Source organism: Nereida sp. (assembly GCF_965655635.1).
GTDB lineage: Bacteria > Pseudomonadota > Alphaproteobacteria > Rhodobacterales > Rhodobacteraceae > Nereida.
The window spans coordinates 47,991-70,865 of sequence record NZ_CBFHHE010000001.1 but is presented as its reverse complement, the minus strand read 5'-3'; the positions used below and the strand labels follow the sequence as shown (position 1 = coordinate 70,865).

20 protein-coding genes, 1 tRNA gene and 2 pseudogenes are annotated in these 22,875 nt (G+C 54.6%); 10 read left to right on the top strand and 13 right to left on the bottom strand.

Annotated elements, in window-relative coordinates:
- Nucleotides 1-165: 165 nt before the first annotated feature.
- From ACTF5M_RS00360 to ACTF5M_RS00335, 6 genes are all read right to left on the bottom strand, one after another.
- A tRNA-Glu gene (locus ACTF5M_RS00360) sits at nucleotides 166-240 on the bottom strand.
- Between the two features lie 92 nt (nucleotides 241-332).
- Nucleotides 333-2,099, bottom strand: a complete 1,767-nt coding sequence (gene recJ / locus ACTF5M_RS00355) for a single-stranded-DNA-specific exonuclease RecJ (protein WP_438959135.1) — start codon at nucleotides 2,097-2,099, stop codon at nucleotides 333-335.
- A 6-nt stretch (nucleotides 2,100-2,105) separates the two neighbouring features.
- Nucleotides 2,106-3,068, bottom strand: coding sequence for a class II fructose-bisphosphatase (gene glpX / locus ACTF5M_RS00350; protein ID WP_438959134.1), 963 nt, complete (start codon nucleotides 3,066-3,068; stop codon nucleotides 2,106-2,108).
- Between the two features lie 38 nt (nucleotides 3,069-3,106).
- Nucleotides 3,107-4,402, bottom strand: coding sequence for a homoserine dehydrogenase (locus ACTF5M_RS00345; RefSeq protein WP_438959133.1), 1,296 nt, complete (start codon nucleotides 4,400-4,402; stop codon nucleotides 3,107-3,109).
- A gap of 164 nt (nucleotides 4,403-4,566) precedes the next feature.
- Complete coding sequence (locus tag ACTF5M_RS00340) at nucleotides 4,567-4,857, bottom strand: hypothetical protein (RefSeq protein WP_438959132.1); 291 nt, start codon at nucleotides 4,855-4,857, stop codon at nucleotides 4,567-4,569.
- 94 nt (nucleotides 4,858-4,951) lie between these two features.
- Nucleotides 4,952-5,863: a pirin family protein gene (locus tag ACTF5M_RS00335; protein ID WP_438959131.1), complete on the bottom strand. Its 912-nt coding sequence runs from the start codon at nucleotides 5,861-5,863 to the stop codon at nucleotides 4,952-4,954.
- A 171-nt stretch (nucleotides 5,864-6,034) separates the two neighbouring features.
- Between ACTF5M_RS00335 and ACTF5M_RS00330 the strand changes: the two genes are divergently transcribed.
- Entirely contained in the window at nucleotides 6,035-6,550 is a 516-nt protein-coding gene (locus ACTF5M_RS00330) for a hypothetical protein (RefSeq protein WP_438959130.1), read from the top strand.
- A gap of 10 nt (nucleotides 6,551-6,560) precedes the next feature.
- Here ACTF5M_RS00330 and ACTF5M_RS00325 read toward each other — a convergent pair whose 3' ends face one another.
- Genes ACTF5M_RS00325 through ACTF5M_RS00310 form a run of 4 tightly spaced genes read right to left on the bottom strand, consistent with a single transcriptional unit; the run spans nucleotide 6,561 to nucleotide 8,562 of the window.
- Entirely contained in the window at nucleotides 6,561-7,142 is a 582-nt protein-coding gene (locus tag ACTF5M_RS00325; RefSeq protein WP_438959129.1) for a TadE/TadG family type IV pilus assembly protein, read from the bottom strand.
- A complete protein-coding gene (locus ACTF5M_RS00320; RefSeq protein WP_438959128.1) occupies nucleotides 7,142-7,387 on the bottom strand; it encodes a hypothetical protein in 246 nt (81 codons plus the stop codon). Before ACTF5M_RS00320 ends, ACTF5M_RS00325 begins: the two co-directional genes overlap by 1 nt.
- A 29-nt stretch (nucleotides 7,388-7,416) precedes the next feature.
- Nucleotides 7,417-7,677, bottom strand: coding sequence for a TadE/TadG family type IV pilus assembly protein (locus tag ACTF5M_RS00315; protein WP_438959127.1), 261 nt, complete (start codon nucleotides 7,675-7,677; stop codon nucleotides 7,417-7,419).
- Nucleotides 7,678-8,562, bottom strand: coding sequence for a hypothetical protein (locus ACTF5M_RS00310; protein WP_438959126.1), 885 nt, complete (start codon nucleotides 8,560-8,562; stop codon nucleotides 7,678-7,680).
- Here ACTF5M_RS00310 and ACTF5M_RS00305 point away from each other — a divergent pair.
- The 5 genes and pseudogenes from ACTF5M_RS00305 to ribD form a co-directional block, all read left to right on the top strand.
- Nucleotides 8,479-9,393, top strand: a pseudogene (locus tag ACTF5M_RS00305) (Glu/Leu/Phe/Val family dehydrogenase); the annotation flags it as partial. The gene ACTF5M_RS00310 and the pseudogene ACTF5M_RS00305 sit on opposite strands and share 84 nt — an antisense overlap.
- A 54-nt stretch (nucleotides 9,394-9,447) precedes the next feature.
- Entirely contained in the window at nucleotides 9,448-11,433 is a 1,986-nt protein-coding gene (gene dnaG, locus ACTF5M_RS00300) for a DNA primase (RefSeq protein ID WP_438959125.1), read from the top strand.
- 218 nt (nucleotides 11,434-11,651) lie between these two features.
- Nucleotides 11,652-13,619, top strand: coding sequence for an RNA polymerase sigma factor RpoD (gene rpoD / locus ACTF5M_RS00295; protein ID WP_438959124.1), 1,968 nt, complete (start codon nucleotides 11,652-11,654; stop codon nucleotides 13,617-13,619).
- A 208-nt stretch (nucleotides 13,620-13,827) separates the two neighbouring features.
- Nucleotides 13,828-14,298 (top strand): transcriptional regulator NrdR, encoded by a 471-nt coding sequence (gene nrdR / locus ACTF5M_RS00290; protein WP_438959123.1) that lies wholly within the window; start codon nucleotides 13,828-13,830, stop codon nucleotides 14,296-14,298.
- A gap of 35 nt (nucleotides 14,299-14,333) precedes the next feature.
- Nucleotides 14,334-15,362, top strand: coding sequence for a bifunctional diaminohydroxyphosphoribosylaminopyrimidine deaminase/5-amino-6-(5-phosphoribosylamino)uracil reductase RibD (ribD, locus tag ACTF5M_RS00285; RefSeq protein ID WP_438959122.1), 1,029 nt, complete (start codon nucleotides 14,334-14,336; stop codon nucleotides 15,360-15,362).
- On the opposite strand, the pseudogene ACTF5M_RS00280 reads toward ribD, so the two are convergent.
- From ACTF5M_RS00280 to ACTF5M_RS00270, 3 genes and pseudogenes are all read right to left on the bottom strand, one after another.
- Nucleotides 15,359-17,361 (bottom strand): annotated as a pseudogene (locus tag ACTF5M_RS00280) (capsular polysaccharide biosynthesis protein). The gene ribD and the pseudogene ACTF5M_RS00280 sit on opposite strands and share 4 nt — an antisense overlap.
- Nucleotides 17,362-17,366: 5 nt before the next feature.
- Nucleotides 17,367-18,500 carry a polysaccharide biosynthesis/export family protein gene (locus tag ACTF5M_RS00275; RefSeq protein ID WP_438959121.1) on the bottom strand — a complete coding sequence of 378 codons (1,134 nt, stop codon included), beginning with the start codon at nucleotides 18,498-18,500 and terminating at the stop codon, nucleotides 17,367-17,369.
- A gap of 95 nt (nucleotides 18,501-18,595) precedes the next feature.
- A complete protein-coding gene (locus ACTF5M_RS00270) occupies nucleotides 18,596-19,888 on the bottom strand; it encodes a capsule biosynthesis protein (protein WP_438959120.1) in 1,293 nt (430 codons plus the stop codon).
- Between the two features lie 200 nt (nucleotides 19,889-20,088).
- Here ACTF5M_RS00270 and ACTF5M_RS00265 point away from each other — a divergent pair, with 200 nt between their 5' ends.
- The 4 genes from ACTF5M_RS00265 to nusB are packed head-to-tail and all read left to right on the top strand — an operon-like array spanning nucleotide 20,089 to nucleotide 22,827.
- Complete coding sequence (locus ACTF5M_RS00265; protein ID WP_438959119.1) at nucleotides 20,089-20,694, top strand: riboflavin synthase; 606 nt, start codon at nucleotides 20,089-20,091, stop codon at nucleotides 20,692-20,694.
- Nucleotides 20,694-21,830, top strand: coding sequence for a 3,4-dihydroxy-2-butanone-4-phosphate synthase (gene ribB, locus ACTF5M_RS00260; protein ID WP_438959118.1), 1,137 nt, complete (start codon nucleotides 20,694-20,696; stop codon nucleotides 21,828-21,830). The genes ACTF5M_RS00265 and ribB overlap by 1 nt, the downstream gene beginning before the upstream one ends.
- Nucleotides 21,830-22,360, top strand: a complete 531-nt coding sequence (locus tag ACTF5M_RS00255) for a 6,7-dimethyl-8-ribityllumazine synthase (RefSeq protein WP_438959117.1) — start codon at nucleotides 21,830-21,832, stop codon at nucleotides 22,358-22,360. Before ribB ends, ACTF5M_RS00255 begins: the two co-directional genes overlap by 1 nt.
- On the top strand, nucleotides 22,357-22,827 hold the full coding sequence (nusB, locus tag ACTF5M_RS00250; protein ID WP_438959116.1) for a transcription antitermination factor NusB: 471 nt from the start codon (nucleotides 22,357-22,359) through the stop codon (nucleotides 22,825-22,827). The genes ACTF5M_RS00255 and nusB overlap by 4 nt, the downstream gene beginning before the upstream one ends.
- The last annotated feature ends 48 nt before the right edge of the window (nucleotides 22,828-22,875 follow it).

The following is a 22,875-nucleotide window of genomic DNA, read 5'->3' as shown; positions in this document are numbered from 1 at the left end:
ATCTGATTGTTTTTATCAGATACATCGAAAGGCCAATTCAGCGCAAGAAAAAACTTATAAAAAAAGTCAGGAACAAAACTGAGCACACAAAAACATCAATCAGAGCGGAATTCTACGCTGCTTGTCTGAGTATATTACTATTTCCGTGGGGGGGGAGGTTCCGCATGGCAGCCCGTAGGGGAATCGAACCCCTCTTTCCAGGTTGAAAACCTGGCGTCCTAACCGATAGACGAACGGGCCACTGTGCGTGAGGGGTGAATAGTGCAAACTGCTGGTGATGCGCAAGTGGCTTTTTGCGAAAAAATCACAAAAATTTTATGACTGTTTTTGCGCTATTGCGCGAGTGCTGCATCCTCAAGGCGCAGCTGTACAGAACGCCGTCCACCCCATGTGTTTAGCTCAAGCCGACCTGCCAAATGGAACCGTTTGCCGCCGTGTTCCAGCAGCATTTTGCCCAAATCTGTTTCCATTGCGCCAAAGCAAATCGCGTCAATCCGCTGGCCCATGCCGTCGCCAAAATTAATCTTTAGGTGGGTCTCGCCCACGCGCTTGGCAAATCCGATTGCTACATCGGGAAACGCAAAACGTGGTGCGCGGGCACCGGCGCCAAACGGACCTGCATTTTCCAACTGTTCGATCAATTCAATCGTGGCCGCGGCAGGCATCAACATGCCGTCAAGTTTCAGATCAGCAGGGCCTGCTGTGCCCGCACCTTGCTTTTCAAGCAGATCAGACAATCGTTCCATCGCGGGTGCAAGCATATCTCGGGTAAGGCTAAGGCCCGCCGCCATTTTATGACCGCCGCCTTTACTCAAAAGCCCCTCGGAAGCTAGTTTTTGAATGGACGCCCCAAGATCTACACCAGACACACTTCGGCCAGATCCTTTGCCATCATCTCCGTCGAAACCAATTAGGATCGCGGGCCTATTGTAGGTTTCCTTTAAGCGCGAGGCCACAATCCCCACGACTCCAGGATGCCAGCTGTCGCCAGCTGCCCAAATGAGCGGCGCAGAGGTGTCACGGCTTTCGACCTGCTCAATCGCGGCCGCGCGGACGGCTGCCTCAATCTCGCGGCGTTCTGTGTTCAACACATCAAGACGCTCGGCCATTGCGGCGGCGTCATGTGAATTGTCGGTGGCCAAAAGGCGCGCGCCTAAGTCGGCTTGTCCAATGCGCCCGCCTGCATTCACCCGTGGCCCCATGACAAAGCCTAAATGATAGCTGTTTGGCGCTGTGTCCAGTTTTGCAACATCAGACAGCGCAACCAATCCGGCCCGCGCGCGTTTGCCCATCACCGTAAGGCCTTGGCGGACCAACGCGCGGTTGACACCAATCAAAGGCGCTACGTCGGCAACAGTTGCAAGGGCGACAAGATCAAGCATGGCCAACAGGTCGGGCGTTGCGCCACCTTCGGCGCGCGCTTGCCGGTTAGCCTCAACCAGCATCAAAAAGACCACCGCCGCTGCGCATAAATGTGCAAGATCGCCGGTTTCATCCTGCCTGTTGGGATTTACAACTGCCAACGCGGGGGGCAGTGTTTCGCCGCCTAAGTGGTGATCAAGAACGATCACATCCGCAGCGGTTGCGGCTGCTAGCGCCTCGTGGGACAGGGTCCCGCAATCGACGCAGATAATTAGATCATGATCCGCTGCAAGGCTTGCCATGGCGGGTGCGTTTGGGCCGTAGCCTTCGTCTATGCGGTCAGGAATATAAAGGGTCGCGCGAAGGCCGACCGAGCGTAGATAATCAAGAAGTAGAGCAGATGACGCGCCGCCATCCACATCGTAATCCCCAAAAACCGCAATGCGTTCGCGGTTTTTGATGGCCTGCAAAAAACGCTGTGCAGCCTTTTCCATGTCGCGCAAACAGCGCGGGTCGGGCAGCAAATCGCGCAATTGCGGGGCAAGGTAGCTCTCAGCAGTGTCCGGTGTCACGCCTTGGCGTACCAGAACATTGCATAGCACGCCTGGCAGGCCCGTTTGCTGGGCCATAGCGGATGCGTGCCTGTCGATGTCCGCGGTTGGGCCTACCCACTTGCGGCTCGATAAAGACGCCTCGACCCCTAAAAAGCTTTTGGCTGTGTCACTGGCGCCCAGCATCACAACTTAGACAGGGCTGCGATATGTCATGCGCCGAACGGATCCGGTTTTGGAGCGCATGAGGATCGTTTCAGTGGTGATATATCCAACTTCACGCTTGATGCCCGATACAATTGAGCCGTCGGTCACGCCAGTTGCTGCAAAAATCACGTCATCGGTGACCATCTCATCGCGGGTGTAGACGCGGTCAAGGTCAGTGATACCTGCTTTTGCAGCACGCGCTTTTTCATCAGCGTTGCGGAAAAGCAGACGGCCATACATTTGACCGCCCATGCATTTTAGCGCAGATGCGGCAAGCACACCTTCTGGTGCACCGCCTGAGCCCATGTACATATCAATACCCGTCAATGCAGGTTCGGCGCAGTGCATCACACCTGCCACATCACCGTCTGTGATCAGGCGAATTGCAGCACCCGTTGAGCGGATATCCTCAATGACTTGCTCATGGCGGGGACGGGTCAGAACGCACACCGTAATGTCGCGTACATCGCCGCCTTTAGCAGCGGAAAGTGCTGCAACGCGTTCTTTTGTGGTCATATCAAGGGTAACCGTGTCGGTGGCGTAACCCGGGCCGATGGCCAGCTTATCCATATATGTGTCAGGCGCATGCAGCATTGAGCCGCGCGGCCCCATGGCTATGACTGTCAATGCGTTTGGCATATCGTTGGCGGTCAAAGTTGTGCCTTCAAGCGGGTCCAGTGCGATGTCCACGCCGGGGCCTGTGCCGCTGCCGACTTCTTCACCAATATAAAGCATTGGGGCCTCGTCCCGCTCACCTTCGCCGATCACAACAACACCCGCAATTTCGAGACGGTTGAGTTGTTGGCGCATCGCGTTCACGGCCGCTTGGTCTGCTGCCTTTTCGTCCCCACGCCCGATCCAATCTGCGCTTGCGATGGCTGCTTGTTCTGAGACGCGGGCCAAGCCCAGTGACAGCATACGGTCGTGAAAGTCTTTGGGTGCGGTCATGTTCTTGGCTTTCTTAAGGGAAGTATTCGTGTAGCGGGTTAGACGTTTTCGATGCGCAGGGCGACAGGTGCATCATCAACAACACCGGTTGTTCCAAACGCCGCAAGTGCTTCATCAAGTGTGGCGCGGGTCGTGTCATGCGTGACGATGATGACCGGCGCACTTGTGCCTTCGTGATCGATCTGGCGCATGCGATCGATGCTAATGCCATGGTCGCCCAAGACGGCGGCCACTTTGGCCAGCGCACCTGGTTTGTCTGTCAGATGCAGGCGCAAATAATATGGCGCTACGGTGCTTGCTTGGGCACGCAGCGCGCTTGTTAGTGTGTTCGCAGGTTGGCCGAACGTGCTGATACGAATGCCACGGGCAATATCCATCACGTCTGACATAACCGCACTAGCCGTGGGGCCTTCGCCCGCGCCCGGGCCGCGCAGTACGATTTGCTCAACACTGTCGCCTTCCAGAACCACCATGTTCGTGCCACCCTGAAGCTGGCCAAGCGGCGATGTTGCTGGGACCAAGCAAGGCGTCATCCGCTGAACCAAGCCGCGGTCAGACATCTGTGCGACGCCAAGTAATTTGATCTTAAAGCCCATCTCACCTGCGCGGGTAATGTCATCAAGGCTGACGCGTTGGATGCCTTCAAGCTCAACGCCGTCAAAATCTACCTGCGTACCAAATGCAATAGATGCCAGCAGGGCAAGCTTATGACCTGCATCGATGCCGCCCACGTCCAAGTTTGGATCGGCCTCAAGGTAGCCCAGTTTGTCAGCTTCGGCGAAAAGCGCATCATAGCCTTGGCCGGTAGCTTCCATTTGGGTCAAGATATAGTTGCATGTACCGTTCATCACGCCCATCACGCGGCCCATCGCGTTGCCTGCAAGACCTTCGGTCAGTGACTTCACAACGGGAATACCGCCTGCGACTGCGGCTTCAAAACGGATGACACGGCCTGCCGCTTCTGCTGCCAAGGCAAGTGACTGCCCATGAATAGCTAGAAGTGCTTTGTTGGCAGTGACGACGTCTTTACCAGCCGCAATTGCGGCCTCGGTTGCATCTTTCGCAGGGCCTTCTGAGCCGCCCATGACTTCGACAAACACATCGATATCATCACGTTTAGCCAATGCAACAGGATCGTTTTCCCACACATAGCCATCAAGAGGCGCGCCGCGATCTTTGCCTTTTGAGCGTGCAGAAACAGCGGTAATTTGCACAGCCCGACCACTGCGAGAGGCCAGCAAATCTGCGTGCTGTTGAATGATTTTCACTACGCCAATGCCAACAGTTCCCAAGCCAGCAATTCCGAGACGAAGTGGGGGGAGGGTCGTTGTCATTATGAGGTCTCCGCGCGCATCGCGAATGCGCTGATTAGTGAACACTTTCGTCCCTGTTATCGCAGGCGCAACAGGCTTGCAACGCGCCAAAGCAGACAGGCGCCGTGGTTTGCGCTAACGCGGTTTTGTCCGGTCGTTTGGAGCTTTATTTTCGCTTAGTTGCTTTAGGTGCCACCCGTAAGGCGGGACTGGTCATCCGGAGTAATCACCTCTCCGTTCAGCCGGGCTGCTTTGGCGCGCAGGGACGATGACCGCGTGGCAAGGTTGTCAGCTGTGGTTTTACTGGCCTCATCGTCTGTTGCTGAGGCGATAATATCTTCTAGTGAGATCAGTACGGGGTAGGGGGCGTCTTGGGCGCGCGCAGAGACTGATTGTCCCAATTGCGGAACATCTGTGCAGCCTGCGATCGTGCTCAGGGCGGCTGTTGCGAAGGCAAGTGTGGTGGTGCGAAACATGCGTCCGTTAGATCGAAAAACACATACCAATACAAGCGCGCCGCGTAGGTGCCGGAAAAACAGCAGGGGTCGCGGCGCGCTTGGATCGTTTATTTTAATGCGCGGGTTTGATGAATGTGCCGTTGCGCAATTCACGCACGGCTTGGCGTAATTCATCTTCGGTGTTCATCACGATCGGCCCGTGCCAGGCGACGGGCTCTTCAATTGGCGCGCCTGAAATCAGCAAAAAGCGAACACCTTGCTCGCCTGCCTGAACTGTCACTTCATCGCCTGTGCCAAACCGAATTAATGTACGATCGCCGGACATGTCGCGGATGTTGACTTCCTCGCCCATGACTTCTTTTTCGAGCAAGACGCCAGATGGGGCAGACGCATCTGCAAACGCACCTTCACCCTCAAAAACGTAGGCAAACGCGCGTCGGTAGGTGTCAATCTTGAAGGTTTTCTTCACGCCAGCAGGCACGAAGATATCCAAGTACTGTGGGTCGGCGGCGATGCCATCAACCGGACCGGTTTTCCCCCAGAAGTTGCCGACAATGATTTTGACCTGAGTTCCATCATCGTCCGTAACCACAGGAATGTCCTTGGCGGTTACGTCCTGGTAGCGCGGTGCGACCATCTTTTGCGACGAAGGTAGGTTACCCCAAAGCTGAAAGCCGTGCATTTGGCCGGCGGCGTTTCCGTGTGGCATTTCTTGGTGCATAATTCCGCGACCAGCAGTCATCCACTGCACGTCACCCGCGCCCAAGGTGCCCCTGTTGCCAAGGCTGTCGCCGTGATCCACGGTGCCATTCAGCACATACGTAATGGTTTCGATACCGCGGTGCGGGTGCCATGGAAAACCTTTCTCAAAATGCGCCGGCAGGTCATTTCGAAAATCATCAAACAGCAGAAATGGATCAAGCTCTGACGGGTCCTGAAAGCCAAATGCGCGGTGCAGGTGAACGCCAGCACCTTCCATGGTTGGAACGGCGGGGCGGGTTTCTAGAACAGGACGGATCGACATATTTTTAGCCTCCAGGTTGTAGGATCGACATGGGGCGCTTCCCAAGTGTTAAGCCTAATTTACTCCTTAACAGAGGCGCACACAATTGGCATGTTTCGCAGATCAGTAGTGCGTAAATGCACATAGGCGATGTGCTCTTTCCCTTGGCGCATTGGGGGGGTATCAGGTCGCATGGAATTTCCTTTTGATATCCCCGCAGATGGTGTGATTGCACGTGTTCGTGCCAGCGCCGGTCGTCGCTTTTTTGGTTGTGGAACACTGCTGGCGTTAGGCGCCTTGTTGGTGCTGTTGGGCTTTACCCGCGCCGAGACAGGTTTGGGCTACCGTCTGTTTTTGATACTTGGCGGGGCAGGCGTGCTGGCGGCAGCAACGATCATGTGGCGCTCGACCCTCATCGCGGTTGAGCTGACGGTTGAGGGGCTGCGCGACACGACGGGCCGCGTCCTTGCACCGCTGGATGATATTGTGGGCGTTGACCGCGGCGTCTTTGCGTTTAAGCCATCGAACGGTTTCATGGTGCGTCGCAAGACAGCGGGCCTTAAAGGGTGGTGCCCTGGTATTTGGTGGGCGACATCCAAAATGCTGGGGGTCGGTGGGGTGACGCCAGCCGGAGAAGCCAAGTTTATGGCAGAGAGCCTGTCTATGTTAATTGCTGCGCGCGATGCCGGAAATTTGCCGCGCGGCTAAGCCGCTGATGTTAAGACGCGGTGTATGTTGGTGGGTTAGGCGCGCGTGAGCGGGCAAATGTCCGCGCTTTTAGATAGAGGTTGTTTTCAAAGAACCGGCCCCATGACAGGCTGAACCGCGAGACAGTCTCAACCATGACAATCTGATCCCCTGCTGCGATTGGCGGCATGTCTTCTTTCAAAACGTTGATGCCGTCATGGCTATAACTGCTAAGATCGGGGCCGCGGGCCTGTGACCACGCGGTTTTGTAGGGCTTGTCGGTTTTGCGAGTCGGAACCACCATGGTGATACTGATCGAGGTCCCTTGCGCCGCAGGCGTCATATACTGTGCGGTTTGTTTCATGCTGGTCATAAATGTCGGGGTAATGGTGCCCAGTTCGCGGCTGATCACATCGGCCACCACGTAGCTTGCCTTCGTGTTTTGCGCGTTTGTCCGGAATGCCTCAAAGAACGTAGCCATTGCCATAAAGCTCCAAAACAACAGCGGAAAAACCAGCACGGTTTCAATGGCAAGCGTGCCTCCTGTGTCATCGCGGAAGGCTCTGATGCGGGCGTTGAAGAGGCTCAACGAAGGCGGATGGAAACGGCGCATCACGCGGGCTCCGTCACATAAGAGGTGATGGCAACAAGACGGTATTCACCTGTTTCGGTTGTGGGCAGATACGGGTTTAAGCCGATGGTTGGCAGCAAAGGTGGCTGCAGCACGCAAACCCGCAGGAACATTAATTCATTCTGTCCGCCCGATAAAAATGGTCCGGCAGGGTTCACTTCACTTGGTTCATCATGGCATTGGGGCGCGTTCAGGGTCACGCTCACGCGCGTGTCGCGGCGTACCATTTCAAGCCTAAGGCTGTTTGAGCAATTATTTAGAAAAGTGGCCTCGGCACACATGACATCCCGCAAATCTTGATAGGAGGGGGCGCAATCGTGTTGAGGCGCACGTGGCGCACTGTCCTGTCGAGCGCCATTCCCAACATTGCTTGACGTGCTTGCATCACACCAAGTTCAACGCCCATGAACAACATCCAGTAGAACAAAGGATAAAGGATCACGAACTCAATCGAAGACACGCCGTCTTCGTCGCGCCAAAATTGGATGATGCGGCTAAATGCGCGGCGGCCCAACATCTACTTCACCAAGCGCAACTGGTTGATGTGGTTTGCGATGGCTGCGAAAGCGGTGCTGATCTCGCGTCCTGAAACGTCAAAGTAATAGGCATCCCCTTCCGTTGCGCAGTCACGCATTGGGCCTTCCCCAGTGTCTACTTCAAAGCCGATCGCGTAAATTAGGATGCCTTTCGCGCGGGCTGCGGCACAGATCTCGGACAAGTTTGTATTTGCTTGCCACCAATTCGTTTGGGTAACCATGGATGCCTTTAGCTTGTCCTCCATAGGATCTTCGCGGGTGCTCCAACCGTAGTAGCTGTGGTAGTACCGTTCAGCTTTGTCCCAGAAAAATTCGGCCATGTAATCCACATGGAAATCATCAAGCAGGTCAACCCAGTCCATCTGCGCAACACCGTCCCATGGGATTTCGCTGGTGCTGTACCGTTGATCATCCCAAGACGTGTTAGGGTCGCCTGGGCGGTACCAGCGGTTGGACCAGCTATTGCCGGGCACGTAGACCAAATACTGATCATACCATTCCATATTGCGATTCACGCTCCAGCGATCGTGACGCTTACCTTCATGTGTCGACCAGTTTTTGAAGCGCCAAACCGGTGCTGGGCTGTTTTTGAAGTTGATGTAGGGATACTGGTTTTCCGTTGTTTTCCCGTATTGGGTGGTATTCACACCGTCGGTCATCAGAACGATTACTTTGAGAGTTTCATCTTGTGGGTTCGCACTAACAGACGGCACCCAGTAGTTTGCTGGTCTGTCGTTGACCCGTGAAGGCACTGGAATTGTAGTGTCATCCGCAAGTGTTTTAATGCCAAAGCTTGCGTAACAGGTAAGCCAACCCACGCCGGTGGCATTGCTGGCCGTGTCGAGGCGACGGGACGTGGTGTGCAATATGCGCTACGCCAGTTTTTCCGTGATGAGCGGGGTATGAAAGCCGCAGGCTTAAGCGGGTCATTGAAAGGTAAACGGGTCATTGTGCAGGGGCTGGGCAACGTCGGCTATCACGCGGCCAAGTTTTTGGCAGAAGAAGATGGCGCGTTGATCGTTGGCGTCATTGAGCGTGACGGAGCTATCGTTGACACGAACGGAATTGATGTTGAGGCCCTTCGTACTTGCGTGGCCGAGACCGGAGGCGTGGCACGGTTTGAAGCAGGTAAGTACATCAAAAACGGTGCCGAAGTGCTTGAGCGGGGCTGCGATATTCTTATTCCAGCGGCCCTTGAAGGTGTGATTAATAAATCCAACGCCGAACGCGTTCAGGCACCACTTATTATTGAGGCCGCTAACGGTCCGGTGACGGCGGGGGCAAATGATATTCTTGCGGTTAAAGGCTGTGTGATTATTCCCGACATGTATGCAAACGCGGGCGGCGTGACAGTGTCGTATTTTGAATGGGTCAAAAACCTGTCGCATATCCGGTTTGGCCGGATGCAGCGCCGCCAAGAAGAATCCCGCCACCAGTTGATCGTAGATGAGTTAGAGCGTCTCAGCGCCGATAGCGGTGTCGGCTGGCAGCTTAGTCCGGACTTCAAGGAGCGATATTTGCGCGGTGCGGATGAGTTGGAATTGGTGCGTTTGGGGTTGGATGACACAATGCGGATTGCTTATCAGGCGATGCGTGACGTCTGGCATGGCCGCGATGATGTGCCCGATCTGCGCACCGCTGCATATCTGGTTTCCATCGATAAAGTTGCACAGTCTTACCGCGCCAAGGGCCTTTAGCATTTCACCTTTGGCGGTGTAGACTCTGCGCGCGAGACAGCAGATATTAAGCACATGAGTCTGCCGCCCGGTTTCCTTGATGAATTACGCAGCCGCCTGTCGATCTCCGACGTGGTGGGACGCAAAGTTATGTGGGACGCGCGCAAGTCGAACCAAGGCAAGGGTGACATGTGGGCACCATGCCCGTTTCATCATGAAAAAACGGCCAGTTTTCACGTCGATGACCGAAAAGGATATTACTATTGCTTTGGCTGTCAGGCGAAAGGTGATGCACTTTCGTTTGTGAAAGAAACCGAGAACGTTAGTTTTATGGAAGCCGTGGAAATTTTGGCAGGCGAGGCGGGGATGCAAATGCCTTCGCGCGATCCAAAGGCGGCTGAAAAGCTGGACCGCGCCAGCAAACTTGCTGAGGTCATGGAACAAGCGGTGCAGTATTTCCGTTTGCAGCTGCGTACATCGACGGCCGCCGAGGCCCGCAGATATTTGCAAGGGCGTGGTCTATCAGAGGCAGCACTTGAGCGCTGGGAAATCGGTTTTGCACCTGATGCGTGGCAGGGACTTTGGGATCATCTCGTTGGCAAAAACGTACCTGAAGACCTGATTTTAGGTGCTGGTTTGGCCAAGCCCAGCCAAAAAGGTGGCAAGCCATATGATACATTTCGAGGTCGGATCATGTTTCCGATCCGTGATGCACGGGGGCGCGCGATTGCTTTTGGGGGACGCGCGATGGACCCCAACGACAACGCAAAATACCTCAATTCTCCAGAGACTGAACTTTTTGATAAGGGCCGCAGTCTTTATAACCACAAGCCAGCTCGCGAGGCTGCAGGCAAAGGCCAGCAATTGATTGTGGCTGAAGGCTACATGGATGTCATCGCGCTGGGTGAGGCGGGATTTGCCGCGTCTGTTGCTCCCCTCGGGACGGCGGTTACAGAGAATCAACTGGCGCTTTTGTGGCGGGTCACCGACGAGCCTATCATCGCCCTTGATGGTGATACGGCCGGCTTGCGGGCGGCGATGCGCTTGGTTGATCTAGCGCTTCCGTTACTGCAATCGGGCAAGTCTTTGCGCTTTGCAATCATGCCAGAGGGACAAGACCCCGATGATTTGATCCGTGCTTCAGGGGCTTCGGCGGTTCAAAATGTGATCGATGGTGCTATTCCGATGGTTCAGCTGCTGTGGCGACGTGAAACTGAAGGGCGTAACTTTGACAGTCCCGAGCGTAAAGCGGCATTGGACAAGGCACTGCGCCAGAAAATTATGCTGATCACCGATCCAAGCATTCGTAGTCACTACGGTCAGGCCATTAAAGATTTGCGGTGGGATTTGTTCCGCCCCCAAGCAAAAGCGCGCCCATCCGGTGGCTTTACGACGCGCGGTGGGAAGCGCGGTGGCGGTTGGAAAGCACCTGCTGAGGGTGCTATGCCGACGACGCAATCAAGCTTTTTGGTAAGTTCTGAACGGGCCGCCGAGGGGCATTTGCGCGAGGCAGTGGTATTGGCAACTTTGCTGAAAAACCCAGCCGTTCTGCCCGAATTCGAAGACGCGCTTGAGCGTCTTGAGTGTCATGATCCCGATCATCGCCGTATTCAGGGGGCTCTGCTGCGCCATATTGAGGCCGATGCTGATATGCTGATCGAGAGTGTTGAGCATGAGATCGGTGTGGCGCTTTTGGAAAAACTATTTGCGCATAAGCACGTGGCGATCGCACCGCCCGTACGCCGCCCCGGAAACATCGATCTGGCATCCATGTGCGTGAACGACGCCCTCGCGAAACTTACGGCACAACGCGGTCATGAAGTTGAAGTACGCGAAGTTTCCCAAGACCTTGACCGAAACGATGGCGAACCCGTTGAGGAAAACCTGACGTGGCGGTTGCGAGAGGCCGCAGAAGGTCTGCAAGGGGGCGGTGGCGGTGATGACGCGGATGACACAGCAGATTTTGACGTGGCCGATAACGGCGCCAAACTAAGCCGCGATGAACGTGATGCATTTGCAGCACTCCTGGGCAGCATCGGTAAGGCTGAAAATAGTAATTAACGAAGGGTTATCCTCTTACAATTAGGGTTTTCAATGCCCATCTCTCAAGGCATGTGGTTAAGCTCACACCGACCCATGGTCGAATCAGTCAAAATGTTAGATGAGTCGGAGAGGGGTTGATTCGTTTTCCTGAGTCGCGTGCGCGTGGATTAAGGCAGCCTAAAGTTACACCGCGCGGCCTTCACGCCGCGTCGCCTCCGCCGCAAAGGACTTTGCTCATGGCCAAAGACACCGACGACCGCAAAAACGAAGATCAGGAAAACGCGCACAACTTGGACATGTCCCAAGCCGCCGTAAAGAAAATGATCTCCGAGGGGCGTGAACGGGGCTACATTACGTATGGGCTACTTAATCAAGTTTTGCCGCCAGAGCAGGTAAGCTCGGAGCAAATCGAAGACGTGATGTCGATGCTGTCGGAAATGGGCATCAACATTATTGAAGACGACGAGGCCGAAGAGGAAGACGCCAAAGGCTCGACAGCTGTCGTTACCAAAGATGATGCGCGTGAAGTTGCCCTTGCTGGTGCTGAAAAAGAAAAGCTGGATCGCACTGATGATCCCGTGCGCATGTATCTGCGCGAGATGGGCAGCGTTGAGCTGTTGTCCCGTGAAGGCGAAATCGCGATTGCGAAACGTATTGAGGCTGGCCGCAACACGATGATTTTGGGCCTTTGCGAAAGCCCTCTTACATTCCAAGCGATCACTATTTGGCGCGACGAATTGCTTAGCGAAGATATTTTGCTTCGTGACGTTATCGACCTGGAAACAACGTTTGGCGATCAGCTGGCAGAGGAGGAAGAAGCCGTTGTGCCGACGCCCGGAGCCGAGCCCAAGCAAGAGAGCACGACACAAGAACTGGATGCCGACGGTAACCTGATCCAGTCTGATGATGACGATGATGAAGATGAGCAGGCGAACCTTTCTCTTGCGGCGATGGAAGCTGCGCTTAAGCCACGCGTTCTGGAAGCGCTCGAAATCATTGCGCATAACTATGGCAAGTTGAGCGAGATGCAGGATCTTCGGATGTCTGCCACGTTGAATGAAGGCAGCTCTTTCAGCGAGAAAGCTGAAAAGAAATATCAAAAACTGCGCTCTGAAATTGTTGCCCAAGTGAACGAGCTTCACTTGCACAACAACCGTATTGAAGCGCTGATCGACCAGCTTTACGGCATCAACCGCCGCATCATGTCCATTGACAGTGCAATGGTGAAACTTGCGGACCAAGCGCGTATTAACCGCCGGGATTTCGTTGATGCGTATCGTGGTCGCGAGCTTGATCCAAACTGGCTGACTGACATGGGTGATAAACCCGGCCGTGGCTGGCAGGCGCTGATTGAGCGCTCGACTGATAAAATCGAAGAGTTGCGTTCTGATATGGCGCAAGTTGGCCAGTATGTTGGTCTGGATATTTCTGAATTCCGCCGTATCGTACAGCAGGTGCAAAAAGGCGAGAAGGAAGCCCGTCAGGCCAAGAAGGAAATGGTCGAGGCAAACCTTCGTCTCGTTATTTCGATCGCCAAAAAGTACACCAACCGTGGTCTGCAATTCCTCGACTTGATCCAAGAGGGTAACATCGGCCTGATGAAGGCGGTTGATAAGTTTGAATATCGCCGTGGTTATAAATTTTCGACCTATGCCACATGGTGGATCCGTCAGGCTATCACGCGCTCGATTGCCGATCAGGCGCGTACAATCCGTATCCCTGTGCACATGATTGAAACGATCAACAAGCTGGTGCGTACGGGTCGTCAGATGCTCCATGAAATTGGTCGTGAGCCGACACCGGAAGAATTGGCCGAAAAGCTTCAAATGCCGCTCGAAAAAGTGCGCAAAGTGATGAAAATCGCCAAAGAGCCAATCAGCCTTGAAACGCCCATCGGGGATGAGGAAGACAGCCAGCTTGGTGACTTCATCGAAGATAAAAACGCGATCTTGCCGCTTGATAGTGCTATTCAGGAGAACCTGAAAGAAACGACAACACGGGTTCTGTCATCGCTCACGCCGCGTGAAGAGCGGGTTTTGCGGATGCGTTTCGGTATTGGCATGAACACAGACCACACCCTTGAGGAAGTTGGCCAACAGTTCTCGGTCACCCGTGAACGTATTCGCCAGATTGAGGCTAAAGCATTGCGCAAGCTCAAGCATCCGTCGCGTTCACGCAAGTTGCGGTCTTTCTTGGATCAATAAACTACCCTGCTAAACTCTGGTTTTGCGGATATATTGACAAAACGGCGCCTATTTCAGGCGCCGTTTTTGCATCTGACGGCACAGCCTTCCCCCAGATGTTGTTTGTGAATTTTTCTTCTACCCAAATCTAGATTGCTGTCCTATAGTCTGTTGATAAGTAGGGCGCAGACCCTATCGAGGCAGTAATAAACGAGAAGGGGCATAGCCAATGCGCTGTCCATTTTGCGGTAACGTAGACACACAAGTGAAAGATTCCCGTCCCGCTGAGGACCATGTCGCAATTCGCCGCCGGCGTTTTTGTCCCGCATGTGGTGGACGTTTTACGACTTACGAACGTGTTCAGTTGCGTGACTTGGTTGTCATCAAATCTAACGGACGCCGTGAAGATTTTGACCGCGACAAGCTGGAACGCTCAGTTCGGATTTCTCTGCAAAAACGGCCTGTTGAGCCTGAGCGCGTGGACCAGATGATCTCTGGAATAGTGCGCCGATTGGAAAGCATGGGCGAGACTGACATTAGCTCCAAGCAGATCGGTGAGATCGTCATGGAGGCTTTGGCCCGCATAGACACCGTTGGATATGTGCGATTTGCGAGCGTGTACAAAAACTTCCAAGCAGCTGATGATTTTGATAAATTTGTTAGTGAACTGCGCCCGAACGTGTCGCCGGAAAACGATTGATCAACAAAGCCTTAGCATCCGTGGATGAGCAACACATGCGCCACGCGCTTGCCCTCGGGCGGCGCGGGCAGGGGCGTGTGTGGCCAAACCCAGCGGTTGGTTGTGTCATTGTGAAGGACGGCGTTATTGTTGGGCGTGGCTGGACCCAAGACGGTGGCCGCCCGCACGCCGAGCCGATCGCGTTAGCGCAGGCAGGACATCTGGCACGTGGTGCGACGGCATATGTGACGCTCGAGCCTTGCGCGCATCATGGTAAGACGCCGCCCTGCGCGCATGCGCTTATTGAGGCGGGAGTGTCTCGGGTCGTTTGTGCGATTGAGGATGAAGACAACCGTGTTTCAGGGCTCGGATTTCAAGCGCTCCGCGATGCAGGGATTTCGGTAGATATCGGCGTGCTCTCGGCAGAGGCCGATGAAGATCATCGTGGGTTTTTCAAAGTTGCGCGTGAAGGTTTACCTTTGGTGACACTCAAGATGGCAACATCTTTTGACGGAAAAATTGGGACATCAACCGGAGACAGCCAGTGGATCACTGGGGCACATGCGCGGCGCGCTGTTCATATGATGCGGGCCCGACACGATGCAGTGATGGTTGGCGCGGGGACTGTGCGGGCCGATAATCCTTCTCTTAATGTGCGGGGTTTCGGCGTTTCACATCAGCCCGTCCGCGTTGTCATCAGTGAGACCCTGCAGGGTATGGCGCATAGCGATGTGCAAAACGGGGGTTGGTTTGTTCACCCGAAAACAGCGGATGTGAATGAGCTGTCGTCGAATGCGCGATCTGTCCCTTATCAAGGCAGCCTGACCGACGCGCTGCGGGCGCTTGCAGCGCAGGGGCTTACGCGTGTTTTTTGTGAAGGGGGCGGCGGACTCGCCGCGTCTTTATTGAGCGAAAACCTCGTGGATGATCTGGTGTGCATGACGGCTGGTGTTGTTATCGGAAGTGACGGATTGGGCGCCGTCGCACCATTTGATCAACGTGTTTTGGCAGATGCCCCGCGCTGGACGCTTGTTGACTGTCGTTCAATTGGCGGTGACGTGTTGCACCGGTGGCGCCGCGCTTAACGCCAAAGATGTGCGTAACTTGAAAGCACGCCTTGTGCTTTAGCCAACAGACGCAAACCCAGTCCACTATAATTGGCTTTAGACATGGCTAAACGGTCAACCGCAACTTCGGCGGGGCAGGGGCAACCTGTCTCAGGGTCGTAATAGCGTGGGTATTCAATCAAAGTTGCATGTGTGAATTGATCAAGGTTTGGGCGTGCGGTGCGGCGGTCAGGGGTGTCTACTATATCAGTTGTCAGCCCCCATCCCGCATAGAACGGCGCCCCTAAGCAGGTGACAGGCACACCGCGCAAAAGCGCCTCAAACCCGAGTGTTGAGGTCATCGTCCAAACACTATCGATGCGGGCGAGTAGGTCCAAAGCATCCGCGTTCGTGGCTATGATATCCGCGACTTCTGCGGCCTCATTACTTAAGCCGCCTTTGCGCAAACCTGCCTCTACGTCGGGGTGCGGTTTGTAGATCAGGATGGCATCGGGGTTTGCGCGGCGTGTCTCAATTAACAAATCGCTGTTGATCTGCCATTTCGACGTGCCAAGCTTGATGGAAGCATGATCTTCCACTTGCCCCGGTACCAAAATGCAATGGCCTTTGGGGAGCGATGGTAAATCAGTTTTGATCCCAAGGTTATATTTGCTCACGCCGCTCTCGATGATTTTTTGGCGTAAGGCTTCGGTCCGAAGTAATGCCGCCGGCTCCAGAGTAAGTGACTGGCCTATTAGCTTTTCAACGCGGCTTTCTCGGGTTGGGTCATAGTAAATACCAAGGTTATCAAGAACCAGCGATAGGGGCGGGACCAAGTTAGCACCAAGGCCCTTTGAACGGAGAAATCCGTCTTCTACGGTTGCTTCATGGCTGTCATGTGCTCCCCACTGCATGACGCGCCGCGTATCTATGTTGCCCCCGAATTTTACAGGTCGTACGCTGCCAAAGAATGCTTGTGTGTGCTTGCGTTTCCATAGGCGCATATCTGGTACAGCCCAGCCATTATGATCTTCACGCCAAGTACGACTAAGCGCTTCGAGGGTGCTGAGCGCCTCTTCAAAGCTACAGAGCGTATCGCGGTAGGGGTCATACCACGTAGGATATAAGATCATCGCACCTGCAAAAAGTTGTGCGCGGGTTAACGTGCGGCTGCGTCGATCAATAGGTGCACGGTCTTCGCTTAGCCCCCAACCGGCATAAAAAGGTTGTCCATACAGGATTGGTTTGTGACCAGCCATTATAGCCTCAAAACACATTTGCGAGCTGACGGCGTAGACTTTAATCGCGCCGTCAAGCAAGCGGTGCGGGTTGGTGCTTTGATCCAACACAACCACGTTGCCACCAATGTCTGCAGGGCCAAAATGACCGCCTTTGCGACCGGTTTGGGTTTCGGGATGTGTCTTCAGCACAATCGTTGCGTGCGGGTTTTCAAGCCGCGCATCCAGTAGCATCTCGCGGAACGTATCTGCATCTGCGCCCGAATGTGTGATGGAGGCATCGCCTGCAGTTTGATCAATCACAAGGACATAACCGGCGTCTGGAATGTCCTTTGGAAAGGGGGCCTCAGGAACGAAGTTATTGTATTTCGAAAGCGCACTTCGCTTCATGCGCGCCATGCCACCGCGTGCACGGTCAAGCAGGGCTGTGTCATCAAGGGGGTGCGTGGCAAGCAGGACCTCAAGGTCACTTGGCGCGCTGCGATCAAATTGTAACCGCGTGTGTCAATGTTGAGCCCCATGGGCAGATCACCGCCGCTGGCAGGATGCACTGACCTCAAAAAGGGGTCTTCTACGCGCAGAAGCTTTGCATTGGTGCGGGCTGCAATCTTTTCGCCGCGGCGCGCGGTTGGTGATTTCCCCCAAACACCGATCAAATCCGCTTCTGACGGCATGCCCAGGCGGATGTCATAGCCTTTTAACGCAAGAATACGGCGCACGCGTTTTTGACGCAAAAACCCACCATTATAGACAAACAGCCGCTGACGGGTTGGGTCAGCGGCCGAAAGTGGAGCCGTCATCAGGCTTAGTTACCGGCCAGTGGGTTCAAGGTATTCACAGAGTTAAGCGATCCTGTGAGTGCCGCGATTGTTTTGTTCCACTGCACGAATGGTGCCTCGGTCACATAGACCGTATCGTCATCACGTACGGCGAAATCACGTGCGTTGAACATGCCATTAGGCTCGGTCAGATCAAGCACATAGGCCACGCGCTGCGCCCCCTGTAGATCATCGCGGCCCATCACTTGATTGGTAATTTCGGCGGGTTCATTGCGGAACACAAAAACGCCCGTTGGATCTGCTACGTTACTGCTTAAGCCGCCCACTTGTGCAAGTGCCTCAATGGCAGAGATCGTGCGTGTGGTGAATTCAACGCGGTTTTGGCTGCCAGTGGCGCCCAAAACGGTATAGGCGCGGGTGTCTCTTTCGACTAAAATGCGGTCTCCGCCGCGCAGGGCGATGTCAAAGCGCGGGTCTTGATAAAGATCTTGGAACCAAACCTGCCCGCGATGTGTACCACGAATAACGGTAATTTGTGCAACTTCTGCTTCAAGTCCCACGCCGCCTGCACGGGCAAGCATCGAAGAAAGCGTGCGGGTCGGTCGCTCAATCGCGTAGACGCCTTGTGCGCCAACCGCGCCAACCACAGTGACTGTGGCGCCATCACCGGCTACGCGGCGAACCTGCACTTGGGGGTCCGGTGTTTGTTCGTTCAGGCGCGTGGTGATCAGACGGCGTAGCGCTTCTGGAGATTTGCCAGATGCCTTCAAAGTGCCGGCGTAGGGAACGAAAATATTGCCGTTTCCGTCTACCTGCACTTCGTCAAGAATGGTGGCGTTTTGCCCCGCACCGGCAAGCAGGCCGTCATCTACGTTTTCCCAGACAGTCAGCCCCAACACATCGCCAGGACGGATCACGTCAGAGCCAACAACACCCGCGTTGATGAACGTATCCGAAAAACCAAACGCAGGCGTTACTGCTGTGGCGCGGGTCACGCGGTCGTTGACAGAGACGATGAATGCATCGCCTTCACGCAAAACGGATCCTTGAAAAATCTCGGCTTTGTTGGGGCCTACACGCGGCAGACCGCATGCAGAAACAGTCGCAACGAGGCTTAGCAAGGCAATGCCTTTTACCACAGGGGACACATTAATTTTCACTGCTCTGGTCCTTTCGACCTTATAGAACTGCCTCAAGTTTTCCTTTTAGCTTACTGGAATCCCTCACAGAAAGCTACCGCTAGGGTTTGTGGTTGTTAGGGAATGACACGCAACTGTCGCCGTGGGGCCGCTTTGCCAACCTCAAGTGCTTCGTAGGGATCGTGGGGGTCTAACATCAGATCAACGACTTGTCGCAAAAGCTGTCTGCGGCCTTTGGCGGCATAAAACCCACCGGCAATCTGGCTGGTCTCAAGCAAGAAGCGCCGGTAATCGCGGTAGGCGGCAGTGTCCGGTGTTGTGGGTAAGCTAAAGAATTCATGGAGCGGCTGAGACGACACAAACTCTGGTTTGTTATAGACCGCCGTGCCAAAAACCTTCAGTGGGATCCCGCGCCAAAGCACTTGTTGCCCGGCGGTTGTATTGACCGTCACCGCACTTCGGGCATGGTCCAAAAGCTGGGCCAGTTTGCCGCCACGTACATAGTGGCACCGCCCCTCAACGCTGTGCTGACGGGCTAGGTTTTTGATCAAACGGCGGATGCTTGTCTGACCGTTTTCAAGCGGGTGCGCCTTTAATACCAGATGGTGATGCGCTGGTGCCCCTTTGGTAAAACCTTCGATGATTACCTCGATGAACTCGTCGATTTTGGTGAACGGAGAGTGGGCTTGAAAGCTGGCGTCATGCTCAAGTTGCAGCAGCGCAATATGGTAGGGATACCCTTCGCGCTTGATGCGCAGTGTGGAAAACACGCGGCTTAGCCAATAAAACGGCATTCCTAAACGGCGCATGAAATACAGAGCAAATTCGGTTTTTACATCAAGGGCGCGGTGGCGTTGCATCTTGCGGTAGTGGCCGTTTCGAAACATCACAAACCAATGATAAAGCGCGCCGTAAAACACGTGCTGGCGCATGTCGCCCCAGTGTGCTGGTGCTTGCGGAATGTCTAAATCGGCGTCTGCCAAAGTCTCGCGCATCTGACCCACGCTAAGCTGTATGAGCGCGGAGTTTCCGTTGGAGCCATCACGCTCGTAGCTGACCCAATAGGGCCGCAGATAACCTTCTTCGAATACATGCGTCCGGATGCCCAACTGCCGCGCCAGTTCTGCCGCTTGGGCGTGAACAGGCCGCGTGTCACCGTATAGCACAATGTCCGTGATTGATTTGGTGTGAAGGGTCTGACGTAGGGCTTCTGCCCAGTCGTCTAGGCTGCCGCGATACCCGATGTAGTTTTTTGGCGAGAACCAAAAGGCGCGATCACCTGCATTGAAACCGACCCGCCAGACCTGTGCGCCAGCGCGCTCTAGCATCTGCCCGAGGCGCCAGAAAAACGGACCATGCGGGCCTTGCAGAAACAGAAAACGCGTATTTTCGCCGGTAATGAGCGCCATTTGACATGCCGTGTGCTTAGGTTTTGCACAGATCAGCGCAGGATCGCGAGTGGGGTAGCCTGAATTATTGGCGAAAATGTGACCTGCATTATGATTGAGGCGATGTGCGAAAAGCTATCACTGGAATGGGCGCCAAAGCCCTTGTCCGGATGGGTGCGCCGTTATAGGTGGTTTGCAACACGAAATTCGGGACGAGATTTATGTTCACTGGGATTATCACAGACGTTGGTCATATCGCGCAACTGGAACAGCGCGGTGATTTGCGGGCGCGCATTTCAACGCGTTACGATATGAGCGGAGTCGATATGGGTGCTTCCATTGCCTGCGACGGTGTTTGCCTGACTGTTGTTGGCAAAGGTCTAGCCGAAGGCGATCAGCTCGGATGGTTTGATGTGGATGTGTCTGCAGAGACCGTCAGCAAGACAAATCTTGATACATGGTCCGCAGGGCGGCGCATCAATCTGGAGCGTGCCTTGAAAGTGGGCGATGAGTTGGGTGGACATATCGTGTCCGGTCACGTCGATGGCTTGGCCAAGATTGTCGCGATGCATGATGAGGGCGATAGCACTCGGGTCACGCTTGAAGCGCCAGAGGCACTTGCAAAGTTCATCGCGCCCAAAGGCTCGGTTACGCTTAATGGCACGTCTTTGACTGTGAATGATGTTGAGGGTACTGCCTTCGGGATCAACTTTATTCCGCACACAAAAAGCGTCACCACATGGGGTGATGCAGCTGTTGGTGACGCGGTGAACCTCGAAATTGATACAATGGCCCGCTACGTGGCCCGATTGCAGGAGTGGGCGTAATGAGCGCTGAAAGCATGTTTGAAAAGCCCGGTCCTGTTGAGGAAAACCTCTCGGATGTGATCAGCCCGATTGAAGACATCATTGATGATGCGCGTAATGGTCGGATGTTTATTCTGGTGGATCACGAAGACCGCGAGAACGAGGGTGATCTTGTTATTCCCGCGCAAATGGCCACGCCTGATGCGATTAACTTTATGGCGACCCACGGGCGTGGCTTGATTTGTCTGACGCTTCCGTCTGACCGGATTGATGCGCTTGGCCTGCCATTGATGGCGACGCAGAACTCATCGCGACATGAGACTGCCTTTACCGTTTCGATTGAGGCGCGCGAAGGCGTTACCACCGGTATTTCGGCGGCTGACCGCGCGCGCACAGTTGCTGTGGCGATTGATAGCAAAGCAACCTCAGCGGATATCGCAACGCCGGGGCATGTTTTCCCACTACGTGCGCGAGACGGCGGTGTGCTGGTACGCGCTGGGCACACTGAGGCGGCCGTTGACGTATCACGGCTTGCGGGCTTGAACCCTTCTGGCGTGATCTGTGAGATCATGAACGACGATGGCACCATGTCACGCTTGCCGGACCTTGTTGGCTTTGCGCAGCTGCACGGGCTTAAAATTGGGACGATTTCTGACCTGATCAAATACCGCCGCCGCCATGACAATTTGGTGCGCGTGCGTAGCACAGACACAATCCAGTCCGAGTTTGGTGGCGAATGGGATATGCGTGTCTACACCGATGAGACCCAAGGCGCAGAGCATATCGTTTTGATCAAAGGCGATATTTCGGGCGATGAGCCTGTGCTTGTTCGTATGCACGCCATGGATCCGATGCTTGACGTGATTGGCACAGGCGGTACGGGTCGTGCTGCGGAATTTGGCGATGCGATGAAGCTGATCGCTGACCACGGGCGCGGTGCGCTGGTGCTGCTGCGTGATCTTACCATGAAAATTGCGCGCGATGATGAGGTCAGCCCGCAGACGCTTCGCCAATACGGTTTGGGCGCACAGATTTTGTCATCTTTGAACCTGTCGAAAATTGTTCTTCTGACCAATTCACCTGCGCCAAAAGTTGTTGGGCTGGACGCGTATGGTCTGGAGATTGTGGACACGATGAAAATTTCGGAGATCGGATAATGGCTGGCGCTTCTCACTACATAATGGATACACCACGCTTCGAGGACGCTCCGAAAATTCTGATTGTGCGGTCCCCGTATTACAAAGACATCGCTGATAATTTAGTTGCCGGTGCCGTTGCCGCTCTTGAGGCAGCTGGTGCAACCCATGAAATGATCGATGTGCCCGGGGCGCTTGAAATACCCACTGCAATTGGCATCGCTGAGCGTATGTCTAATTTCGATGGCTATGTAGCACTGGGCTGCGTGGTGCGCGGCGAGACAACCCACTATGAAACAGTGTGCAACGACAGCAGTCGTGCACTGCAATTACTGGGCCTTCAGGGGCTTTGTATTGGTAACGGTATCCTGACTGTAGAGAACCGCAAACAGGCCGAAGTACGTGCAGATCCTGCAGACCAAAACAAAGGTGGCGGCGCCGCTGCGGCAGCCTTGCACTTGATCGCTATCGCTCGTAAGTGGGGCCGCGCGGATAAGGGCGTTGGATTTACCAGCGACATCCTGCTTGCAGGCGGTACACACAAAGCATGACTGAACTTTCAAATAACCAAAAACGCAAAATGAAATCAGCGGCGCGGCTTTATGCTGTGCAAGCGTTGTTTCAGATGGAACACTCGTCGCAATCAGTCGATGTTGTCATGCGTGAGTTTGAAGACCATCGTTTTGGTGCGACCTATGAGGGGAGTGAAATGATGGAAGGCGATATCGATGTATTCCGCATGCTGGCCCAAGATGCGGTTGAGCATCAGCGCCCCATCGACCAAATGACCGACCGTGCTTTGGTTGTAAAGTGGCCGATCGCGCGCATTGACCCCACTATTCGCGCGCTTTTCCGTGCTGCTGGTGCGGAATTGCTGGGTAAAGTGACGCCGCCCCGCGTTGTCATTAAAGAATTCGTTGACGTTGCTGGCGCGTTTTTCCCTGAGGGTGATGAAACGCATTTTGTGAACGGTGTTCTTGATCATATGGCGCGCGAAGTTCAGCCCGACGCATTCTGATCTGATTTCCCAAAACTACTGTTGGCCTAAACGCTGAACCGAAAGCGG

Excerpts from the sequence above, each read along its gene's own strand:
- recJ (WP_438959135.1), bottom strand. The coding sequence starts at position 2,099 with ATGCTGGGCGCCAGTGACACAGCCAAAAGCTTTTTAGGGGTCGAGGCG.
- ACTF5M_RS00340 (WP_438959132.1), bottom strand. The coding sequence starts at position 4,857 with ATGTTTCGCACCACCACACTTGCCTTCGCAACAGCCGCCCTGAGCACG.
- ribD (WP_438959122.1), top strand. The coding sequence starts at position 14,334 with ATGCGCCACGCGCTTGCCCTCGGGCGGCGCGGGCAGGGGCGTGTGTGG.
- ACTF5M_RS00315 (WP_438959127.1), bottom strand. The coding sequence starts at position 7,677 with ATGTTGGGCCGCCGCGCATTTAGCCGCATCATCCAATTTTGGCGCGAC.
- ACTF5M_RS00330 (WP_438959130.1), top strand. The coding sequence starts at position 6,035 with ATGGAATTTCCTTTTGATATCCCCGCAGATGGTGTGATTGCACGTGTT.
- ACTF5M_RS00335 (WP_438959131.1), bottom strand. The coding sequence starts at position 5,863 with ATGTCGATCCGTCCTGTTCTAGAAACCCGCCCCGCCGTTCCAACCATG.
- ACTF5M_RS00325 (WP_438959129.1), bottom strand. The coding sequence starts at position 7,142 with ATGCGCCGTTTCCATCCGCCTTCGTTGAGCCTCTTCAACGCCCGCATC.
- dnaG (WP_438959125.1), top strand. The coding sequence starts at position 9,448 with ATGAGTCTGCCGCCCGGTTTCCTTGATGAATTACGCAGCCGCCTGTCG.
- ribB (WP_438959118.1), top strand. The coding sequence starts at position 20,694 with ATGAGCGCTGAAAGCATGTTTGAAAAGCCCGGTCCTGTTGAGGAAAAC.
- nusB (WP_438959116.1), top strand. The coding sequence starts at position 22,357 with ATGACTGAACTTTCAAATAACCAAAAACGCAAAATGAAATCAGCGGCG.
- rpoD (WP_438959124.1), top strand. The coding sequence starts at position 11,652 with ATGGCCAAAGACACCGACGACCGCAAAAACGAAGATCAGGAAAACGCG.
- ACTF5M_RS00345 (WP_438959133.1), bottom strand. The coding sequence starts at position 4,402 with ATGACAACGACCCTCCCCCCACTTCGTCTCGGAATTGCTGGCTTGGGA.
- ACTF5M_RS00270 (WP_438959120.1), bottom strand. The coding sequence starts at position 19,888 with ATGGCGCTCATTACCGGCGAAAATACGCGTTTTCTGTTTCTGCAAGGC.
- nrdR (WP_438959123.1), top strand. The coding sequence starts at position 13,828 with ATGCGCTGTCCATTTTGCGGTAACGTAGACACACAAGTGAAAGATTCC.
- ACTF5M_RS00320 (WP_438959128.1), bottom strand. The coding sequence starts at position 7,387 with ATGGTACGCCGCGACACGCGCGTGAGCGTGACCCTGAACGCGCCCCAA.
- ACTF5M_RS00265 (WP_438959119.1), top strand. The coding sequence starts at position 20,089 with ATGTTCACTGGGATTATCACAGACGTTGGTCATATCGCGCAACTGGAA.
- ACTF5M_RS00255 (WP_438959117.1), top strand. The coding sequence starts at position 21,830 with ATGGCTGGCGCTTCTCACTACATAATGGATACACCACGCTTCGAGGAC.
- glpX (WP_438959134.1), bottom strand. The coding sequence starts at position 3,068 with ATGACCGCACCCAAAGACTTTCACGACCGTATGCTGTCACTGGGCTTG.